The organism is Ruegeria sp. AH3 (assembly GCF_056536265.1).
This window is the reverse complement of record NZ_JBQFJL010000001.1, coordinates 1791288-1810939: the sequence shown is the minus strand read 5'-3', so window position 1 is coordinate 1810939 and position 19652 is coordinate 1791288. Positions and strand designations below refer to the sequence as shown.

Below are 19652 nucleotides of genomic sequence, written 5' to 3'. Positions count from 1 at the left end.
GAATTCCTTTTGCTACAGGGGCGCTTATAGACGCGGACGGGCGGCCTATCCAGACCGCTTTGAGCCTTCATCGCAAACTGTTGCAGGGGATTGCACCCGGGCGCGGCCCGTGCCAGCCTGCGGTCAACACGAACCAACAAGGCCCGGCCCATGTCCACCTGCGTCTTCATCCAGATCCGCTGTAAACCCGGCTCCACCTACAAGGTGGCCGAAGAGATCGCCCTGCGTGAAATCCATTCCGAACTGTATTCCACTAGCGGCGAATATGACCTGCTGCTGAAGCTCTACATCCCCGAAACCGAGGATGTAGGCCATTTCATCAATGAAAACCTGCTGGTGATTCCCAATATCGAACGCTCGCTGACCACGATGACGTTCAAGGCGTTCTAACCCAGCTCAAACGTCGTCACGCCGAAGATTCGGCTCAGATCAATATCCGGTTCGTGATCGGAGTACATCCGCGCGGTTTCAAAGACCTTGTCCAGCCCAAGCTCGTCGGCCAGCGCAAAGGCCGAGGGGTTGGGTTGAGGCATGTCGACGAATACCTCATGCGCGTTGTGGTCCTCGGGAATCGTCGAAAGGACAGCGGCCAGCAACGCCCTCGCTATTTCTGTCGTGTCCGCAAACAGGGGGCCGACCTTGTAACCCGTCAGACAGGGGCGCAGCGTAGCATAGCCCCTGATCCTGCCATTCTCGGTATAGAGTTTTGAAACGTGGCTGTAAGCGCTCAGCCAGCTTTCCAGAAACAGGTCGCGAGGTGCGGGGAACAGCGCGCGATCATATGCCTTCAATTCATCTGACGCGCGGTTCAGATCAACAATATGATCGTTCGGCCCGGTTTCTAGCTTGGCCAGTATCAGGTGTTTCGTCCCGGCGAAACGATAGTTGTTATAAGCAAAGGTGAAGCCGGACTTGCGATAATTGTCCTGCTGTTCGACCACGCCGTCCAGCCCCATGTTGCGCCCCGTGCAATGGGCCAACGCGTGCTGCGCGATTTCAAGCCCATGGCCATGGTGCCGGAACTCGGGCTTCACGATATAGAATCCCAAAAAGGAAAACCGGTCGTCGTAATTCACGGCTGAAACGGATGAGATCATCTCATCATCCAGAAACCCGCCCAGAAACCCGTCGGGGTCTGTCGGGCGAAAGCACTTCGCATCGTGCACGCCGGGGTTCCAGCCCTCGCGACCGGCCCAATCCACAGCATGTTCGACTTCATCAGCGGTAAGGGGGCGAATGACATAGTCCGACATAGGCGAATTCCGTGCATGATTGAAATCATGGCCAGAATGGCGCATTGCCTGCCAAAGAACCAGCATGTTCGGAGAGTTTGGTATCTGGAGCGGGCGAGGCGATTCGAACGCCCGACCCTAACCTTGGCAAGGTTATGCTCTACCCCTGAGCTACGCCCGCATCAGATACTTATGTGGTCCGAAGACCTCTCAATGGAGCGGGCGAGGCGATTCGAACGCCCGACCCTAACCTTGGCAAGGTTATGCTCTACCCCTGAGCTACGCCCGCGCCGTTGAGTGAGGAGGGATGTATAAATTCCCACACGAGGCTGCAAGCGGAAAAACACAAAAAACGGCAAAAATCTTTCGACGGAAATCAGAGGCTGGCGTGTTTAAGAACTATGGCAGTGAACGAAACGAGGGGTTGGGCACAGGAAATGACAGATATTGCAGACATAAAAATGGCAGCGCTGGCTGCATTGATTGTTCTGACCACCCTGATCTGCGGTCAAAGCGATGAAACACTGGCAGAGGTGCAGCCCAACCTCCCGCATGCTCCTTTGATCGAGGTGCAGGTTCTGACGGGCTAAATCACGCGCTCAAACAGCCAATACGAGATTCGCGATCGCGGCAATCAGAATTGCGGTGAATGTCAGACCCATGCCGATCTGGCGCAAGATGATGATCTGTGGTGTCTTGCCAAAGCCATAAGCGTGCAGCAACCGCCCCGCCAACAGTGACAGCCCCAGCAGGTTCACAAGCCAGCCGCCAGCACCCTGCAATTCGACCATTGCAATGAGCAGCAAAGCAAAAGGGGCGTATTCGGCGCAGTTCGCGTGGGTTCGCATCGCCTTGATCATGGCCTTGTCGCCATGATCCCCGACCGAGATTTTGCCCGCCCGACGTTGCCGGATGACATTCACGCTGAGCGCGACGTACAGAAATGCGATCAACGCGGCGTAGATCGGGGTGATGGTCAGCATGGGGCCTCCTGATGTTGAAAGGGCCGCCCGGTTCCCCGAACGGCCCTTAACAGTTTAGAAGGCTAAACTGGTTATTCCAGTTCGACCAGCAGGTCCTTTGCGTCAATCTGACCGCCGGGCTGGACGTGGACGGCTTTGACCACCGCGTCGCGTTCGGCGTGGATTCCGGTTTCCATCTTCATTGCCTCGATGGTCAGCAGCAGATCGCCTTCCTTGACGTCCTGGCCCGCGACAGCGGCCACGGTGGCGACGACACCCGGCATCGGTGCGCCAATATGGCCGGGGTTGCCGACCTCGGCTTTCGGGCGTTGTATCGTCGAAGCTTTCACCAGACGGTTCGGTACCCGGATCACGCGGGGCTGGCCGTTGAGTTCGAAGAACACCCGGACCTCGCCATTCTCATCCGTCTCGCCGATCGCCTGACAGCGGATTTCCAGCGTCTTGCCCGGATCGATCTCGGCGGTGATCTCCTCACCCGGCTCCATGCCGTAGAAGAACGTGCGCGTGGGCAGGGTGCGGACCGGACCATAGGTGCGGTGGCGACCCATGTAATCCAGGAACACCTTGGGATACATCAGGTATCCGTTCAGGTCCTCGTCATCGATCTCTTTCCCGTCGAGCTGTTTGGACAGATCGGCGCGGGTGGCCTCCAGATCGACCGCTTCGACATGTTTGCCGGGGCGTTCGGTGTTGGGCGCTTCATCCTTAAGAACCTTCTGGATGATAGTATCCGGGAACCCGCCCGGAGGCTGGCCCAGATTGCCGCGCATCATATCGATGACCGAGTCGGGGAAGGCCACGTCTGTTCCGGGATTTTCCACGTCATCGCGGGTCAGGCCCTGGCTGACCATCATCAGCGCCATGTCACCGACCACTTTCGACGACGGCGTCACCTTGACGATATCGCCGAACATCTGGTTCACATCCGCATACATCTGGGCGACCTCATGCCAGCGCTCCTCCAGGCCGAGGCTACGTGCCTGTGCTTTGAGGTTGGTGAACTGACCGCCCGGCATCTCGTGCAGATAGACCTCGGAGGCCGGAGCCTGCAGGCCCGACTCAAAGGCCGCGTACTGACCGCGCACGGCCTCGAAATAATCGCTGATCTCGCGGATCGCCTTGATGTCCAGCCCGGTGTCACGCTCGGTGTGGCGCAGCGCCTCGACCACAGTGCCCAGCGTCGCCTGAGACGTGTTACCCGAGAACGCATCCATCGCGCAGTCCACCGCATCCACGCCCGCCTCGGACGCGGCCAGAATGGTGGCGCTGGCGATGCCGGCCGTGTCATGGGTGTGGAAGTGGATCGGCAAGCCGACCTCTTCCTTGAGCGCGCGGATCAGGATGCGGGCCGAGGCCGGTTTCAGCAGCCCCGCCATGTCCTTCAAGCCCAGCACATGCGCGCCTGCGTCGCGCAGCTCTTTCGCCATGCCGACATAGTATTTCAGATCATACTTGGCGCGATCCGGGTCCAGAATGTCACCGGTGTAACAAACCGTGCCCTCACAGATCTTGCCATTCTCAACGACTGCATCCATGGCGACCCGCATATTCTCAACCCAGTTCAGCGAGTCGAAGACACGGAACACATCGATATTCGTCGACGCCTGACGCACGAATTCCTGCACCACGTTGTCGGGGTAGTTGGTATAGCCAACCCCGTTTGCCCCGCGTAGCAGCATCTGGGTCATCAGGTTCGGCATCGCCTCGCGCAGGTCGCGCAGACGCTGCCACGGGCATTCCTGCAGGAAGCGATAGGCCACATCAAAGGTCGCACCGCCCCAGCATTCGACACTGAACAGCTGCGGCAGGTTGGCCGCGTAGGTCGGCGCCACCTTGATCATGTCGATCGAACGCATCCGGGTTGCCAGCAGCGACTGATGCCCATCGCGCATGGTGGTGTCGGTGATCAGCAGCTGACGCTGTGCCTTCATCCAGTCGGCAACCGCCTGCGGGCCTTTCTGCTCCAGCAGGTTGCGCGTTCCCATTTGCGGCTCAGCCTTCAGCGCGGGCGCTTTGGCTTCTTTCAGATCGGCACGGGGCTCAGGGCGGTCCTTGGTTTCCGGATGGCCGTTCACGGTGATGTCCGCGATATAGTTCAGAACCTTGGTGCCCCGGTCGCGGCGCTTCTTGAACAGGAACAGGTCCGGCGTCTCGTCAATGAACTTGGTGGTGTATTCATTCGACAAGAAGGTCGGGTGTTTCAGCAGATTCTCGACAAAGGCGATGTTGGTGGAAACACCGCGCACGCGGAACTCCCTCAGCGCGCGATCCATCCGCGCAATCGCCTTCTCGGGCGTCGGTGCCCAGGCGGTGACCTTGGTCAGCAGTGAATCGTAGAACCGCGTGATCACCCCGCCCGCATACGCGGTGCCGCCATCCAGACGAATGCCCATGCCGGTGGCCGAGCGATAGGCGGTGATGCGGCCATAGTCCGGGATGAAGTTGTTCAGCGGGTCTTCGGTGGTCACTCGGGTCTGCAGCGCGTGGCCGTTCAGGCGCACCTCGTCCTGGCTGGCTTTTCCGGTGGCCTCGGCCAGAGTCTTGCCCTCGGCAATCAGGATCTGAGCCTGCACGATGTCGATACCGGTGACTTCCTCGGTGACGGTGTGTTCCACCTGCACGCGCGGGTTGACCTCGATGAAGTAGAACTTGCCCGTGTTCATATCCATCAGGAATTCGACCGTGCCCGCGCATTCATAGTTCACATGGGCACAGATGCGGCGGCCCAGCTCGCAAATCTCGGCGCGCTGCTCTTCGGTCAGATAGGGGGCAGGCGCGCGCTCCACGACCTTCTGATTGCGCCGCTGGACAGAGCAATCGCGTTCATACAGGTGGTAGATCTCACCATGCTTGTCGCCAAGGATCTGCACCTCGACATGGCGGGCGCGGGTGATCATCTTTTCCAGGTAGCCTTCGCCGTTGCCGAAGGCTGCTTCGGCCTCGCGACGGCCTTCCAGCACTTTCTCTTCCAGCTCATCCTCGGACAGGATCGGGCGCATCCCGCGCCCGCCGCCGCCCCAGCTGGCTTTCAGCATCAGCGGATAGCCAATCTCGGCCGCTTCGGCCTTGATGGCCTTCATATCGTCGCCCAGAACCTCGGTCGCCGGGATGACCGGTACGTCTGCCGCGATGGCGACTTTGCGGGCGCTGGCCTTGTCTCCCAACGCACGCATGGTCTCGGCCTTGGGGCCGATGAAGGTAATGCCGTTCTGCACACAGGCATCCACGAAATCCGGGTTCTCGGACAGCAGGCCGTAACCGGGGTGGATGGCATCTGCACCGCTTTCCTTGGCAACGCGGATGATCTCATCAATGCTCAGATAAGCCGCGACCGGACCCAATCCTTCACCAATGCGATAGGCCTCATCCGCCTTGAACCGGTGCAGGCCCAGCTTGTCTTCCTCGGCAAAGACCGCGACGGTGCGTTTGCCCATCTCGTTCGCGGCCCGCATCACGCGGATCGCAATCTCGCCGCGGTTGGCGATCAGGATTTTCTTGAAGTCTGTCATTTCAGGTCCCGGTCATTATAGGTGTGGCCTTGTGATTAGGCGGACAATACGGCCACGTACATCTGTAGTTCTGGGTAGAACCGGCATGTTATCGCTCGCAAACGCCGCCTTTTGGCGCTTTTCTTTTACACATGCTGCGGCGCAGCACCAAATATTGTTTTATTGGCAAAGAAAATGACCAGTTTTCAGCGGTGCTAAGCGCTACCATCCTTCCAGCCGCCCGAAGGAGCGAATACGGCCTGGCCGAATCAAGCGCTACGCAAGTGCAGAGACACGAATCGGCGAGCTTCGGGCTCAAGGCCAGCTCGGGGCCTCGCAATGACGTCGAGCTGACTGCGCAATACGTCCTGCCCGGCCGGGATCAGGCTGCTGGACGCTTGGATGCCCCTTTGGCGGGCCGCGCGGTAGCACCACCCGCCACAGCCGAGGTCTCGGCGATAGCCCCGGATCGCGCGACCTGTACTTGATTGCGACCCTTGTCTTTGGCCGCGTAAAGCGCATCGTCGGCGGCCCGCATCAGATCCTGCGGCATCACGCCATGCATCGGATAATGCGCAACTCCGACCGAGATGGTGATGCGGGGCAGCGATTTCTCTCCATAGCGAACCGAGACCGCCTCGACCGCCTGCCGCACCTGTTCGGCGCGGGTCATGGCGTCATCCGGGGTGTTGTCGGGCAGGATCAGCATGAACTCCTCGCCCCCGATCCGGCAGGCGATCTCATCACGGTCGCATCCCTGTTCGAGCGCCGCGCCAACCGCGCGCAACACCATGTCGCCAGCGTCATGCCCATGGGTGTCGTTGAACTTTTTGAAATGATCGACATCCACCGCGATCATGCTGAGCGGAGCACCCGTCTGCTGGCTACGGCTGATCGACTTGCGCAGGGTTTCAGTCATATGGCGACGATTGAACAGCCCGGTCAAAGGGTCACGCACCGACTGGTCGTGCAACTGATCGCGCATCCGAACATTGGCAATCGCCATGCTGATCTGTTCCGCGCAGAGCTGCGCCAGCTTCTTGCTGTCGTGAAATTCCTCACCGCTGCCCTCGTGCGCGCGCAGATGCAGCAGACCCACCGTCTCGCCATGGGCGAGAATGGGGAAGCAGAAATAAGGCCGCCCGTCATGCGGTTCGGCATGTTCGCAGACGAAATCGATCTCGGAGGCTCCGAATTCATATGTTCGCCCACGCCGCAGCCCCCAACAGCCTTCGGGATGAATATGCGCCTTGTGCGAGCCGCCATTCCAACTGGCGCATCCATCCAGCACGTCGCGTGAATTGGAATAGACATACACGCTGCCTTCAGCCTCGGGCAGGATATGGGTCATGAAGCGTGACACCATTTCAAAAAGCTCGTCCAGAGAACGGCTGGATTGCAGCCACTCATTCAGCTCGCCCAGCAGGCGCACTTCGCGCGCCAGGCGCAGCTGGTCATCCATCAATTCACGCTCCTTAGCGGCGCGCACCCGGAGATCGCGGACCTGCCTGCGATTCGTGCGATAGATCACCAGAATCACTGCCGTCAGCGCCAGAAGGGCCACACTGCAGAGCACGGCCAACGACCAGCGGACGCGGGTGATGAACAGATCGCGCTGCGGCGTGATGTCGGAATAGAATTCAATGGCGCCCAGAAACTGGCCATCTTTGATGACAGGCGTATAGATTTCGGCCACATGACAGGTTTTCTTGCCCGACCCGGCCATCGCTTCATGGTCAAGGGAATTGACCTCGGAGATCGGTTTTTCCTCGTGTTTATAATAGGATCCTCCCGCTGCAACGATTTCCTGAAAGTAGGAATCGGAGTTCACGGCCCCGACATCGCCTGGACGGGTTGACCAGAACACGCGCCCTTCGCTATCGAACAGCTTGAAGCGATAAATGTCCGAGGTTTCGGGCAAAAGCTCCAGAAACTCCTCATCATGTTCATCAAGAACGCCGTCTTGGAACGTTGCCTCGACATCGAACAGGTGCGAGGCGACCTGTTGGTTCAGTTGCGCCGCGCGGTGTCGCAGATCTGATTCCAGCATTCGGTCCACGACCGGGGCCGGAATTGCGTAAATCCCCCAGCCCGCCAGCGCAGTCAGCGCCATCAGCATCAGCGAGATGCCCGCAATTTTCAGGCCCGAGGTTCGGCCTGTCTGATCCATCTGTTTCATAACCCGCGCTCCCACAGCAATGGGGGCAGGATGTTTGGCAAGGTTTGACAAGGGGTTAATGACGTCGGATGTTTGTTTAGAATTGATCGGATCGACTGGCAAATTCCTTGTGAACAAGCCGTGAACAAACCCTTTCCCTTCGCGCCCATCCGGCGTAGTTTGGAGCCATGAGCAGTTTTGACGAAATGGACGCCTTCGAAGGCGCATCGCTGTCGGCGCGGGCGATGCCTGCGGCCTCGGCAGAATACCTCAACGACCTAAATCCGGCGCAGCGCGAAGCGGTTGAGCGGCTGGATGGTCCGGTGCTGATGCTGGCCGGAGCCGGGACGGGCAAGACCAAGGCACTGACGGCGCGGATCACCCATCTGCTCAGAACCCATCGGGTGCGCGAGAATGAGATTCTGGCGGTGACCTTCACCAACAAGGCCGCGCGTGAGATGAAAGAGCGCGTTGGCCGCATGCTGGGCCGACCCGCCGAGGGGATGCCGTGGCTGGGCACCTTCCATGCGATCTGCGTCAAGCTGCTGCGCCGCCATGCGGAATTGGTCGATCTGAAATCGAACTTCACCATTCTGGATACGGACGATCAGAAGCGGCTGCTGAAACAGCTGACGCAGGCGGCCAATATCGATGACAAACGCTGGCCCGCGCGGATGCTGGCCGGGATCATCGATGACTGGAAGAACCGAGCGCTGACGCCCGACAAGGTGCCTGCTGCGGATGCCGGTGCCTATAACCACAAGGGCATCGAACTCTATGCCCAATACCAGACCCGCCTGCGCGAGCTGAACGCAGTGGATTTTGGCGACCTGCTGCTGCACATGGTGACGATCTTTCAGACGCATCCGGATGTGCTGGAGCAATATCAACGCTGGTTCCGCTACATCCTCGTGGACGAGTATCAGGATACCAACGTTGCCCAATATCTCTGGCTGCGCCTGTTGGCTGGGGGGCACAAGAACATCTGCTGTGTCGGTGACGATGATCAGTCGATCTATGGCTGGCGTGGAGCCGAGGTGGGCAACATCCTGCGGTTCGAGAAGGATTTCCCCGGAGCCTTCGTGGTGCGGCTGGAGCAGAACTACCGCTCGACCCCGCATATTCTGGCCGCCGCCTCGAACGTCATTCGCGGCAATGAAAGCCGCCTGGGTAAAGAGCTTTGGACCGACCGCGAAGAGGGCGAAAAGGTCCGCTTGATCGGTCATTGGGACGGCGAGGAAGAAGCGCGCTGGATCGGCGAGGAAATCGATGCGATGCAGGGTGGTACGCGCGGCGTGCGGCCGATGAACCTCGATGAGATTGCCATCCTCGTGCGCGCCTCGCACCAGATGCGCGCGTTTGAAGATCGGTTTCTGACCATTGGGCTGCCTTACAAGGTGATCGGAGGGCCGCGATTCTACGAGCGGATGGAGATTCGCGATGCCATGGCCTATTTCCGGCTGGTGGTCAGCCCCGAGGACGATCTGGCCTTCGAGCGGATCGTGAACACACCCAAACGTGGCCTCGGCGACAAGGCGCAGCAGACGATTCAGGTGGTGGCGCGCGAGAACGGGGTCTCTCTGGTCGAAGGCGCGCGGATTGCGGTCGACAATGGTCTGATCAAGGGCAAGGGAGGCAAAGCGCTGCGCGAGCTGATCGACGGGCTGGCGCGGTGGAATGGGATGACGCGCGGGCCGCGGATCGAGATGGACGATGACACGGTGATCGATGATGGCGTCTCGCCGATCCGTTATGGCGCGCCAGAGCATACGCATATCGAACTGGCGCAGATCGTCTTGGACGAATCCGGCTATACCGCGCATTGGCAGAACGAAAAGACCCCCGAAGCGCCGGGGCGGCTGGAAAACCTCAAGGAACTGGTCAACCAGTTGGATAATTTCGAGAACCTGCAGGGGTTCCTCGAACATGTCAGTCTGGTGATGGACAATGAAAAGGACTCGGACGGGGCCAAGGTCTCGATCATGACCCTGCACGCGGCCAAGGGGCTGGAGTTTCCCGCCGTGTTCCTGCCGGGGTGGGAGGATGGCTTGTTCCCCTCGCAACGCTCGATGGACGAATCCGGGCTCAAGGGCCTCGAGGAAGAACGGCGGCTGGCTTATGTCGGCATTACCCGCGCTGAAGAGGTTTGCACGATTTCCTTCGCGGCCAACCGACGCGTGTTCGGGCAGTGGCAGAACTCCATGCCCTCGCGGTTTATCGACGAACTGCCCGAGGAGCATGTTGAGGTGCTGACGCCGCCGGGGCTCTATGGTGGCGGTCAGACAACGGCTGGGATCGAAACCCGCGCGGCCGAGGCGAATGTCTATAACTCTCCGGGCTGGAAACGTCTGCAGGCGCGGCAAGGACAATATGGCATGTCTCAGCCGAAAGAAAGCCGGAACACGGTGATCGACGCTACTGCGGTGGCAAGCTTCACGTTGGGCGAGCGGGTGTTTCACCAGAAATTCGGTTATGGCGCGGTGATCGGTATCGAGGGCGACAAGGTCGAGGTCGATTTCGACAAGGCGGGGGTGAAGAAAGTGGTCTCGCGCTTTCTGACCGCGAAGGACGACGTGCCGTTCTGACTATTTGCGAGGCTCTGCCTCGCGCTCCGGGATATTTTTAGCCAGGTGAAGCAGGGGGCGTTCGCGCCCCTTTTTTTTGTTGTCGGAAAGAAAAACGGCGGTTCCCAGGGAGGAGGAAGGGGAACCGCCGTTCTTATCAACTCCGAGGCAGGGAGGAGGAGAGCCCCGAAGTATCCGAACCCGGGTCTGATCCCGGTATGAGGAAGACGCGGCGACGTCTGGGAGGAGGGTGACGTCGCCGCGCGCTTTCAACATCGAGGCAGGGAGGAGGAGAGCCCCGATGTATCAGGTTCCGGCGGTCAGGGCCGGTATAAGGTGCGGCAACGTCAGGGAGGAGGAGAGACGTTGCCGCTGATTACAGACCCAAAAGGGAGGAGGATGGGCCTGATCTCAGTATCTGTGTCGCGCTTACTGCGCGGTTTGCTCTTCGGTGGCCTGCTGGGCCAGTCGGCGGATCATCGAACGGTGCAGGCCCAGATCGGCCAGCTCGCGGTCCGACAGTGCCGACAGTTCGTTTACCGTCTGGCGGTACAGGCGGTAGCGCGCAACGCGGGTCTTTACGGTTTCAACCAGTGCTGCGACTCCAAATACCGGAGCGCCTTTCAGACCTGTTTGTGTGCTTGCGACTGCCATCTTCATCATCCGTTCATTCTTGTTGCTGCCGGCATCGTCCGGCGCTTGCTTGAGACTGAAGATAGGCAAATGCTGCGATTGCACAATAGCTCGCGTCGTCAATGCTGCTATGCAGCAAATGCATGGATTGTCGGGATAATCCGGGCTGCCCCAATAATTGCCTTTAAAATATAGGTTTTCGTATGCGGTTGGCTTTTTGCCAGTTCAGGTGCCGTGATTAAAGGTGCTTATCCCTTAAGCAGAATTGGCGTTTGTTTGGGCATGTTATGTCAGATCAAGAGGGGCAGAGCGGTTCGCCTCTGATCCAGCCCGTGGTGTGACGGTCCCATGGGAAAGTTTGGGTCGCCTATGGGAATGGCCCTCTGAGGGATCGCGATTCGTCCTGGTCGGCTGGGTTTCATGGGTGTTTGCATCAGATTTACCTCCATTCAGGAAAATTATTGGGAAATCATGGGAAGAAATTTTTCAACGCCGAGTTGCGCATATGTGGTGTTGATAGGTGTCAGAATCACAATCTATGGTGTAATTAGTCCGGATTTCGATTGCTTTAATCTTATTTTGAAGCCAGAATCGGTTCTCTTCTTACAAAATTCCTGTTGATTTCCATGATTTCCCATGGCATCCCTTGTTTACCCGATGAGGGCGAGGACAGTTAAGGGGCACCAAACGACCCCGAACCAAAAAATACAAAAACAGGTTTCATACAGGCATCTCGCTTTCATCACTTAACAGATCCGGCGCGCGGGCGAGCAGACATCCCCCCAGGTGGCGCGCGCAGCTGGACATCCCGCTCAGCGGGTCAATGCGGCGGGTTGATCAGTGGCAGCAGATCAACCCGCCGTTTTTCATCCGGGGGGGACGTGAATTTTGAGGTGGGGCGCAAGCGAAAGGGACAGTCGTCTTGGCGCGCAGGTTTAGAGGTGAAAGCCACCATAAGGTGGACACGAAGGGCAGGGTCTCGATCCCGGCCTCGTTTCGCCGTGTGCTTGAAGCCTCCGATCCCAACTGGCAGCCCGGTGACAATCCTGAACTGGTGATTGTCTATGGCGACCACCGCCGCAAATACCTTGAATGCTATACGATGGAAGCGATCGACGAGGTGGACGCCAAGATTGATGCGTTACCGCGTGGCTCGATGCAGCGGCGGATGTTGCAGCGCATGTTCCACGGTCAGTCCTTCCCGACCAATGTGGACGAAACCGGCCGTTTAGTGCTGCCCGCCAAGCTGCGCAGCAAGATTGACCTTGAGAATGAGGCGTTCTTTATCGCCGCCGGTGATACCTTCCAGATCTGGAAACCCGAGACATACGAGGCCGAGGAACTGGCCACGACCGAGGAATGGCTGGACGATCTGCCGGATGATTTCGATCCGATGCAGTATCTCGACGGCATCGGGGATGGGTGACGGCATGGCCGGCGCTCAGACCTCATCGGACAAACCTCACATCCCCGTTCTGCTGCGCCCGTTGTTGGCTGCCGTGGCACCGGTATCCGGTGTCTGGCTGGATGGCACATTCGGCGCAGGCGGTTATACCCGTGGTCTGCTCGAGGCCGGGGCCGAGAAAGTCATTGGCGTGGATCGTGATCCGCTGGCCTTTGAAATGGCTGCCAATTGGGCCGGGGAATACGGTGATCGGCTGGTGATGCAGCAGGGCGTGTTCTCTCGCATGGATGAATATGCACAAGGTCTCGACGGTGTGGTGCTGGACCTTGGGGTTTCTTCCATGCAGCTGGATCAGGCCGAACGCGGCTTTTCCTTCATGAAAGACGGCCCGCTGGACATGCGCATGAGCCAGGAGGGCGAAAGCGCAGCCGATCTTGTCAACACGGCGACCGAGGCGCAACTGGCCGATATCCTGTTCCATTTCGGCGAGGAACGCGCCAGCCGCCGCATCGCAAAGGCCATCATTAAGGCGCGCGCTGGCGAACCGATCACCACGACTCTGCGTCTGGCCGAGATCATCGAATCCTGCCTGCCGCGCCCGAAACCCGGCCAGTCGCACCCGGCGACGCGCAGCTTTCAGGGCCTGCGCATCGCGGTAAATGCAGAATATGAAGAGCTGTTTCAGGGCCTCATGGCTGCCGAACGCGCTCTGAAACCCGGCGGGCAACTGGCGGTCGTCACCTTCCATTCCATCGAGGATCGGATGGTGAAGCGGTTCTTCCAATCGCGCGCCGGAAAAACCGGGCGCGCCAACCGCTACGCGCCCGAGATGGCGCAGGATCAGCCGCAATTCACGCTCAAGACTCGCAAGGCTGTGGGGCCGGATGAGCAGGAACTACAGGAAAATCCGCGCGCGCGCTCGGCCAAGCTGCGCGTCGCGGTCCGGACGGACGCTCCGGCGGGGGAAATTGAGGCCCGCGCCATCGGCATGCCGCAACTGGGGGGAAGAGCAAGATGAAGAGCATTCTGTATGTGTTGACGGCCCTTTCCGTGTTCGGGCTGGCGCTCTGGGCCTATCAGGAAAACTACCGCACCCAGCAGGTGGTGAAAGAAACGCAATCGCTGCAGCGCCAGATCGGGATGGCGCAGGCGCGGTTGGCCGTGCTGAACGCTGAATGGGCCTATCTCAACCGTCCTGACCGGCTGCGCGAACTGGCAGACCTGAATTTCGAACGTCTCGGCCTGCTGCCCCTGCGGGCCGAACAGTTTGGCCGTGCGGATCAGATCAGCTATGGCGAGGACCCGGACCTGCCCATCGTCGACCCGCTTGAACTCGAAGACATCACCGATGTCCAGGCGTTGATCGAGGTGCAGATCCCATGACCCGTACACCGCTCCGCCCTCTGGCCCGTATTCTCGACGCCCGTGCCAAGGGTGAAAACCCCAAGGCGATTGAGCGTGAGAACATCCGCAAACGCCACGAAGACATGAAAGACCGCGCCCGCGCGCGCGCCGAAGGCCGCCTGCTGGTGCTAGGCCTGTTCTTCTTCTGCGCCTTCTCGGTCGTGGGCTTCCGCATGGGCGTTCTGGCGACGTCCGAAGCACAGGAACCTCTGGCCAGCGCGCCGGGCGCCTCCATTGCCATGCAGCGCGCCAATATCGTCGACCGCGAGGGGCGCATTCTGGCGACCAATCTGGACACCTATTCGGTCTATGCGCAGCCGCCCCTGATGATCGATCCTATCGCAGCGGCTGATCAGCTGGTTGCGATCTTTCCCGATTTGGAAAAAGAGCGTCTGGTCAAAGACTTCACCGGCAATCGCAAGTTCCTGTGGATCAAGAAACGTATCTCGCCCGAGCAGAAGCAGGCCGTGCATGACATCGGTGATCCCGGCATCCTGTTCGGTCCGCGTGAGATGCGCCTGTACCCGAACGGCAAGCTGGGCGCACATATTCTGGGCGGCTCGGGCTTTGGCCGCGAGGGCGTAAGTGCTGCCGAGGTGATCGGCGTGGCAGGTGTCGAGAAACAGTTCGACGACTACCTGCGTGACCCGGCCAACGGCAACAAACCCCTTCAACTGTCGCTGGACCTGACCGTTCAGGCGGCTGTTGAACAGGTGCTTTATGGCGGCATGAAGATCATGAACGCCAAGGGCGCTTCAGCAGTTCTGATGAACGCCCATACGGGCGAGGTCGTCTCGGCCGCGTCGCTGCCATCCTTCGACCCCAATGATCGCCCACGCCCGCCGACCTCGGGCTTTGACCCCTCGGACAGCCCTCTGTTCAACCGCTATGTGCAGGGCGTGTATGAGCTGGGCTCGGTGTTCAAAATTTTCACCGCTGCGCAAGCGGTGCAGCTAGGTCTGGTCAACTCCAACACGATCATCGACACCTCGGGCCCGATGAAAATCGGCCGTTTCCCGATTGGGGAATTCAACGGCAAGAACTATGGCGAGATCAGCGTCGCCGATGTGATCGTGCACAGCTCGAACCGGGGCACCGGGCGGCTGGCATTGCAGATCGGTGCGCAGCGGCAGCAGGATTTCCTGAACGCTCTGGGTATGTTCGACCCGACCCCGTTTGAGATTGTCGAGGCCAAGGGTGGGCAACCGCTCAAGCCCAAGAAATGGGGTGAGCTGAGCACTGTGACCATCTCCTATGGTCACGGCCTCTCGACCAGCCCGATGCATCTGGCCGCCGGTTACGCAGCGATTGCCAATGGTGGGCACTATGTCAGCCCCACCATCCTGCGCCGCAACGGTCCACAATACGGCCCCCGCGTGATGTCCGAAAATACCGCCAAGCAGGCGCAGAATATGTTGCGCAAAGTCGTGACCGACGGCACCGCCAGCTTTGGCGATGTCAAAGGTTATGACGTGGCAGGCAAGACCGGCACCGCCGACAAACCCAAGCCGCGCGGTGGCTATTATGAGGACAAGGTGATCGCCACCTTTGCCACCATTTTCCCGGCCTACGATCCGAAATATGTGCTGATTGTTACGCTCGATGAGCCGTCTATCGTCGCCTACGGTGAAAAGCGCCGTACCGCTGGCTGGACCGCCGTCCCCGTTGCCGCCGAACTGATCGGACGCGTGGCACCCTTGCTGGGCCTCAGACCCCGGCTTGAGCCTGAGGCGCGCGCTGCTATAACGCTGACCTCAAATTAGGCTGTCCGGCGAAAGGTGGGTCATGGGCAATCAGTCAAAGAAACTCAGCGAACTGGCCCTGACCGCACGGGGCGGGGCCAATCCTGACATCACCGGTCTGGCTGTCGACAGCCGTGAGGTCAAAGACGGTTTCCTCTTCGCAGCCCTTCCCGGCACCCGCGTCCACGGCGGTGAATTCATCCAGTTCGCCCTACGCATGGGCGCTGCCGCCATCCTGACGGATGCCGAAGGGGCGGAGATTGCCGCTGAAGAACTGGCCGCGTCCGACGCTGCCCTGATCATGACCGAAGACCCCCGTCAAGCGTTGGCCGGAGCCGCGGCGCTGTGGTTCGGCGCGCAGCCGAAAACCATCGTTGCTGTCACCGGCACCAATGGTAAAACATCCGTGGCCAGCTTTGTCCGCCAGATCTGGACCGAGCTGGAACTGGCCGCCGTCAACCTCGGCACAACCGGCGTTGAAGGCGCCTGGACCGCACCGCTGGCCCATACCACGCCCGAGCCGATCACGCTGCACCGCTGTCTGGCCGAGGCTGCCGACAATGGTGTGACCCATGCAGCGATGGAGGCCTCGTCCCATGGCCTAGAACAACGCCGTCTGGACGGGGTGCATCTGACCGCCGCCGGGTTCTCGAACTTCACGCAGGACCATCTGGATTACCACGACACGTTCGAGGCCTATTTCGCCGCCAAGGCGGGGCTGTTTGACCGGGTACTGCCAGAAGACGGGGTCGCGGTGATCAACCTTAGCGACCCGAAGGGCGCCGAGATGCGCAAGATTGCCGAGGCGCGGGGTCAGAGCATCATCACCGTGGGGCCTGAAGGTTCCGATCTTTGCCTGCTGAATCAACGCTTTGACGCCACCGGACAGGACTTGCGCTTTTCGTGGAAGGGCAAGGTGTATCAGACCCGCCTGAACCTGATCGGCGGATTTCAGGCTGAAAACGTCCTGCTCGCCTGTGGCCTTGTCATCGCGGCGGGAGAGGACCCCGACCGCGTGTTCGAATCCCTGCCGCACCTGACAACCGTTCGGGGCCGGATGCAGCTGGCCGCCACCCGCGACAACGGCGCGGCGGTGTTTGTCGACTATGCCCACACACCGGACGCCGTGGCCACCGCGCTGAAAGCGATGCGTCCCCATGTCATGGGCCGCCTGATTGCTATCGTCGGTGCAGGCGGTGACCGCGACGCTACCAAACGCCCGTTGATGGGACAGGCGGCAGCGGAAAATGCCGATCTGGTCTTTGTCACCGATGACAACCCGCGCAGCGAAGACCCGGCCACCATCCGCGCGGCCGTCATGCTGGGTGCACCGGAGGCCACCGAAGTCGGTGACCGGGCCGAAGCCATCCTGCGCGGCATCGACGCTCTGCAACCCGGCGACGCGCTGCTGATCGCGGGCAAGGGCCATGAAACCGGCCAGATCGTCGGCGATCAGGTTCTGCCCTTCGATGATGTGGAACAGGCCAGTATCTCGGTCGCAGCATTGGACGGGAGGGTCGCATGACGCTCTGGACCGCAGCCGAAGCCGCCGCAGCCACCAAGGGCCGGGCCACCACCGATTGGCAGGTGAACGGCGTCTCGATTGACACCCGCACCTTGCAACCCGGAGACCTATTTGTCGCGCTCAAAGCTGCCCGCGACGGGCATGATTTCGTAGCGCAAGCGCTGGAAAAAGGCGCAGGCGCGGCGTTGGTGTCGCATATCCCCGAAGGCGTGCCTGAGGATGCGCCGCTGTTGATCGTCGATGACGTACAGACGGGTCTTGAGGCGCTGGGGCAGGCGGCCCGCGCTCGAACCAAGGCGCGCGTTGTGGGGGTGACCGGCAGTGTCGGCAAAACCTCGACCAAGGAAATGCTGGCCAGCATTCTGGAAACGCAAGGAAAAACCCATGCCAGCGTCGCCAGCTACAACAACCATTGGGGGGTGCCGCTGACGCTGGCACGGATGCCACGCGACACCGAATTCGCCGTTATCGAGATCGGCATGAATCATCCGGGCGAAATCGCCCCTCTGGCCCAGCAGGCGCAACCGCATGTGGGGCTGGTGACCACCGTGGCTGCCGTCCATCTGGAAGCCTTCGACTCGGTTGCGGGCATCGCCCATGAGAAGGCCGCGATCTTCGACGGGCTAACCGAGGGCGGAACCGCCATCGTCAATGCCGATATCGAATACGCGGGCATTCTGCGCGACTGCGCCGCTGCGCAAGATGCAAAGATTGTCGAATTCGGCCACAAGGCGCGGGATTTTGTCCTGACCAACGTGCTCCAGGGCCCCGACTCAGTGCAGGGGCACGGACTTGTTGGCGGCGCAGACATTACCTTTGATGTTCAATCCGCGGGAACCCACTTTGCCATGAACGCGCTGGGCGCTCTGGCCGCTTGCGTCGAACTGGGCGTCGATCTGGATCAGGCGATTGCAGGCCTGCGCGGGTGGTCGCCGGTCAAAGGGCGCGGCGTGCGCGACCTCATAAACCTGCCGGACGGCGGCACGATCAAACTGCTGGACGAAAGCTACAACGCCAACCCCACCTCGATGGAGGCGGCGCTGGACGTGTTGGGAGCCCTTCAGGGCGACCGCCGGATTGCCTTTCTGGGCGACATGAAAGAGCTGGGTGCTGAAGAACGCGCCATGCACGCTGCCATGGCTGATGTGCCTGCGATGGCGCATGTCGATCAGGTGCACTGCATCGGCCCGCTGATGCAGGCGCTGCATCAGGCCCTGCCCGAGGGCAAGCGCGGGCTGTGGACGGAAACCAGCGATGAGATGGCCGCCCATCTGCCGGAACTGATCCGCAGCGGCGACGTCGTGATGGCCAAGGGGTCGCTGAGTATGGCATTGGCGCGGATCGTTGACGGTCTGCGGCAAATGGGGCATGGCAGCGCGCCAGAGAGCCGTCATTTTGTGAGAAAGGTTTTGTAATGCTCTATTGGTTAACCGCCCTGTCGGACGGAGGGGATTTCTGGAACCTCTTCCGCTATATCACGTTCCGGGCAGGCGGAGCCTTTCTGACCGCGCTGATCTTTGGCTTCCTGTTCGGCAAGCCCCTGATCAACGTGCTGCGCCGCAAGCAGGGCAAAGGCCAACCGATCCGCGACGACGGCCCCGAGGCGCATCTGTCCAAGGCCGGAACCCCCACCATGGGCGGGCTTCTGATCGTGGGTGCGCTGGTGACCTCGACCCTGATCTGGGCGCGCTGGGACAACCCATATGTCTGGATGTTGCTGTTCGTAACGCTGGCCTATGCGACCATCGGTTTTGCCGACGACTATGCCAAGGTGTCGAAGCAGAACACCAAGGGTGTCTCCAGCAAGATGCGGCTGGCGCTGGGGATTATCATTGCTGTGCTGGCCTCGCTCTGGGCTTCGCTGCATCACCCCGCCGATTTGCAGAACCAGCTGGCGCTGCCGGTGTTCAAGGATACTCTGATCAATCTGGGCCTGTTGTACATCCCGTTCGCGGTGATCGTGATCGTGGGGGCCGCCAATGCGGTGAACCTGACAGACGGTCTGGACGGCCTGGCCATCATGCCCGCGATGATCGCCGCCTCGACCCTCGGCGTGATCGCCTATGCAGTGGGGCGGGTCGACTTCACCGAATATCTCGATGTGCATTATGTGCCCGGTACGGGTGAGATCTTCATCTTCACCTCAGCGCTTTTCGGCGCGGGGCTTGGGTTTCTGTGGTACAACGCCCCTCCGGCGGCGGTGTTCATGGGCGACACCGGATCTCTGGCCCTGGGCGGCGCACTGGGCGCAATTGCCGTGGCCACCAAGCACGAGCTGGTGCTGGCCATCGTAGGCGGGCTGTTCGTGGTCGAGGCGCTGAGCGTGATCATCCAGGTGCTTTACTTCAAACGCACCGGCAAGCGCGTGTTCTTGATGGCCCCGATCCATCATCACTATGAGAAAAAAGGCTGGGCCGAACCCACCATCGTGATCCGCTTCTGGATCATCTCGCTGATCCTGGCGATGATCGGTCTGGCGACGCTGAAAGTGCGGTAACGAGCGGTTCTTTCTATATTT

Annotated in this window: 15 protein-coding genes and 2 tRNA genes; 10 read left to right on the top strand and 7 right to left on the bottom strand. The window is 60.3% G+C overall.

Going from position 1 to position 19652, the window contains the following annotated elements; genetic code table 11:
- The first annotated feature begins 150 nt into the window (after positions 1 to 150).
- Positions 151 to 390, top strand: a complete 240-nt coding sequence (locus ACR3EM_RS09065) for an Lrp/AsnC ligand binding domain-containing protein (protein WP_170615187.1) — start codon at positions 151 to 153, stop codon at positions 388 to 390.
- On the opposite strand, the gene ACR3EM_RS09060 is transcribed toward ACR3EM_RS09065, so the two are convergent.
- From ACR3EM_RS09060 to ACR3EM_RS09050, 3 genes are all read right to left on the bottom strand, one after another.
- Positions 387 to 1253: a GNAT family N-acetyltransferase gene (locus ACR3EM_RS09060; protein ID WP_480470386.1), complete on the bottom strand. Its 867-nt coding sequence runs from the start codon at positions 1251 to 1253 to the stop codon at positions 387 to 389. The genes ACR3EM_RS09065 and ACR3EM_RS09060 overlap by 4 nt on opposite strands.
- An 85-nt stretch (positions 1254 to 1338) precedes the next feature.
- Positions 1339 to 1413 (bottom strand) — tRNA-Gly (locus tag ACR3EM_RS09055).
- 33 nt (positions 1414 to 1446) lie between these two features.
- Positions 1447 to 1521 (bottom strand) — tRNA-Gly (locus ACR3EM_RS09050).
- A 148-nt stretch (positions 1522 to 1669) separates the two neighbouring features.
- Between ACR3EM_RS09050 and ACR3EM_RS09045 the strand changes: the two genes are divergently transcribed.
- Positions 1670 to 1822: a hypothetical protein gene (locus tag ACR3EM_RS09045; RefSeq protein ID WP_480470385.1), complete on the top strand. Its 153-nt coding sequence runs from the start codon at positions 1670 to 1672 to the stop codon at positions 1820 to 1822.
- A 9-nt stretch (positions 1823 to 1831) separates the two neighbouring features.
- Here the strand turns inward: ACR3EM_RS09045 and ACR3EM_RS09040 are convergent, their stop codons facing one another.
- The 3 genes from ACR3EM_RS09040 to ACR3EM_RS09030 all read right to left on the bottom strand — a co-directional run bounded on the left by ACR3EM_RS09040 (position 1832) and on the right by ACR3EM_RS09030 (position 7873).
- Positions 1832 to 2215: an MAPEG family protein gene (locus tag ACR3EM_RS09040; protein ID WP_480470384.1), complete on the bottom strand. Its 384-nt coding sequence runs from the start codon at positions 2213 to 2215 to the stop codon at positions 1832 to 1834.
- 71 nt (positions 2216 to 2286) lie between these two features.
- The gene (locus ACR3EM_RS09035) at positions 2287 to 5724 is read right to left on the bottom strand and encodes a pyruvate carboxylase (protein ID WP_480470383.1); all 3438 of its coding nucleotides are present in this window, start codon (positions 5722 to 5724) and stop codon (positions 2287 to 2289) included.
- Positions 5725 to 6085: 361 nt separating this feature from the next.
- The gene (locus tag ACR3EM_RS09030) at positions 6086 to 7873 is read right to left on the bottom strand and encodes a sensor domain-containing diguanylate cyclase (RefSeq protein WP_480471913.1); all 1788 of its coding nucleotides are present in this window, start codon (positions 7871 to 7873) and stop codon (positions 6086 to 6088) included.
- Positions 7874 to 8049: 176 nt separating this feature from the next.
- Between ACR3EM_RS09030 and ACR3EM_RS09025 the strand changes: the two genes are divergently transcribed.
- Positions 8050 to 10446, top strand: coding sequence for an ATP-dependent helicase (locus ACR3EM_RS09025; protein ID WP_480470382.1), 2397 nt, complete (start codon positions 8050 to 8052; stop codon positions 10444 to 10446).
- Positions 10447 to 10854: 408 nt separating this feature from the next.
- Here ACR3EM_RS09025 and ACR3EM_RS09020 read toward each other — a convergent pair whose 3' ends face one another.
- A complete protein-coding gene (locus ACR3EM_RS09020) occupies positions 10855 to 11079 on the bottom strand; it encodes a DUF1127 domain-containing protein (RefSeq protein WP_480470381.1) in 225 nt (74 codons plus the stop codon).
- Positions 11080 to 12016: 937 nt separating this feature from the next.
- Between ACR3EM_RS09020 and mraZ the strand changes: the two genes are divergently transcribed.
- The 7 genes from mraZ to mraY are packed head-to-tail and all read left to right on the top strand — an operon-like array spanning position 12017 to position 19631.
- Entirely contained in the window at positions 12017 to 12484 is a 468-nt protein-coding gene (gene mraZ, locus ACR3EM_RS09015) for a division/cell wall cluster transcriptional repressor MraZ (protein WP_480470380.1), read from the top strand.
- A gap of 4 nt (positions 12485 to 12488) precedes the next feature.
- Positions 12489 to 13481, top strand: a complete 993-nt coding sequence (rsmH, locus tag ACR3EM_RS09010; RefSeq protein ID WP_480471912.1) for a 16S rRNA (cytosine(1402)-N(4))-methyltransferase RsmH — start codon at positions 12489 to 12491, stop codon at positions 13479 to 13481.
- Positions 13478 to 13846, top strand: a complete 369-nt coding sequence (gene ftsL / locus ACR3EM_RS09005) for a cell division protein FtsL (protein ID WP_480470379.1) — start codon at positions 13478 to 13480, stop codon at positions 13844 to 13846. Before rsmH ends, ftsL begins: the two co-directional genes overlap by 4 nt.
- On the top strand, positions 13843 to 15630 hold the full coding sequence (locus ACR3EM_RS09000) for a peptidoglycan D,D-transpeptidase FtsI family protein (RefSeq protein ID WP_480470378.1): 1788 nt from the start codon (positions 13843 to 13845) through the stop codon (positions 15628 to 15630). The genes ftsL and ACR3EM_RS09000 overlap by 4 nt, the downstream gene beginning before the upstream one ends.
- Before the next feature lie 22 nt (positions 15631 to 15652).
- Positions 15653 to 17134: a UDP-N-acetylmuramoyl-L-alanyl-D-glutamate--2,6-diaminopimelate ligase gene (locus ACR3EM_RS08995; protein WP_480470377.1), complete on the top strand. Its 1482-nt coding sequence runs from the start codon at positions 15653 to 15655 to the stop codon at positions 17132 to 17134.
- Positions 17131 to 18549, top strand: coding sequence for a UDP-N-acetylmuramoyl-tripeptide--D-alanyl-D-alanine ligase (locus tag ACR3EM_RS08990; protein WP_480470376.1), 1419 nt, complete (start codon positions 17131 to 17133; stop codon positions 18547 to 18549). Before ACR3EM_RS08995 ends, ACR3EM_RS08990 begins: the two co-directional genes overlap by 4 nt.
- Entirely contained in the window at positions 18549 to 19631 is a 1083-nt protein-coding gene (gene mraY, locus ACR3EM_RS08985; protein ID WP_480470375.1) for a phospho-N-acetylmuramoyl-pentapeptide-transferase, read from the top strand. The genes ACR3EM_RS08990 and mraY overlap by 1 nt, the downstream gene beginning before the upstream one ends.
- The last annotated feature ends 21 nt before the right edge of the window (positions 19632 to 19652 follow it).

Excerpts from the sequence above, each read along its gene's own strand:
- ACR3EM_RS09065 (WP_170615187.1), top strand. The coding sequence starts at position 151 with ATGTCCACCTGCGTCTTCATCCAGATCCGCTGTAAACCCGGCTCCACC.
- ACR3EM_RS09060 (WP_480470386.1), bottom strand. The coding sequence starts at position 1,253 with ATGTCGGACTATGTCATTCGCCCCCTTACCGCTGATGAAGTCGAACAT.
- ACR3EM_RS09045 (WP_480470385.1), top strand. The coding sequence starts at position 1,670 with ATGACAGATATTGCAGACATAAAAATGGCAGCGCTGGCTGCATTGATT.
- ACR3EM_RS09040 (WP_480470384.1), bottom strand. The coding sequence starts at position 2,215 with ATGCTGACCATCACCCCGATCTACGCCGCGTTGATCGCATTTCTGTAC.
- ACR3EM_RS09035 (WP_480470383.1), bottom strand. The coding sequence starts at position 5,724 with ATGACAGACTTCAAGAAAATCCTGATCGCCAACCGCGGCGAGATTGCG.
- ACR3EM_RS09030 (WP_480471913.1), bottom strand. The coding sequence starts at position 7,873 with ATGGATCAGACAGGCCGAACCTCGGGCCTGAAAATTGCGGGCATCTCG.
- ACR3EM_RS09025 (WP_480470382.1), top strand. The coding sequence starts at position 8,050 with ATGAGCAGTTTTGACGAAATGGACGCCTTCGAAGGCGCATCGCTGTCG.
- ACR3EM_RS09020 (WP_480470381.1), bottom strand. The coding sequence starts at position 11,079 with ATGGCAGTCGCAAGCACACAAACAGGTCTGAAAGGCGCTCCGGTATTT.
- rsmH (WP_480471912.1), top strand. The coding sequence starts at position 12,489 with ATGGCCGGCGCTCAGACCTCATCGGACAAACCTCACATCCCCGTTCTG.
- ftsL (WP_480470379.1), top strand. The coding sequence starts at position 13,478 with ATGAAGAGCATTCTGTATGTGTTGACGGCCCTTTCCGTGTTCGGGCTG.
- ACR3EM_RS09000 (WP_480470378.1), top strand. The coding sequence starts at position 13,843 with ATGACCCGTACACCGCTCCGCCCTCTGGCCCGTATTCTCGACGCCCGT.
- ACR3EM_RS08995 (WP_480470377.1), top strand. The coding sequence starts at position 15,653 with ATGGGCAATCAGTCAAAGAAACTCAGCGAACTGGCCCTGACCGCACGG.
- ACR3EM_RS08990 (WP_480470376.1), top strand. The coding sequence starts at position 17,131 with ATGACGCTCTGGACCGCAGCCGAAGCCGCCGCAGCCACCAAGGGCCGG.
- mraY (WP_480470375.1), top strand. The coding sequence starts at position 18,549 with ATGCTCTATTGGTTAACCGCCCTGTCGGACGGAGGGGATTTCTGGAAC.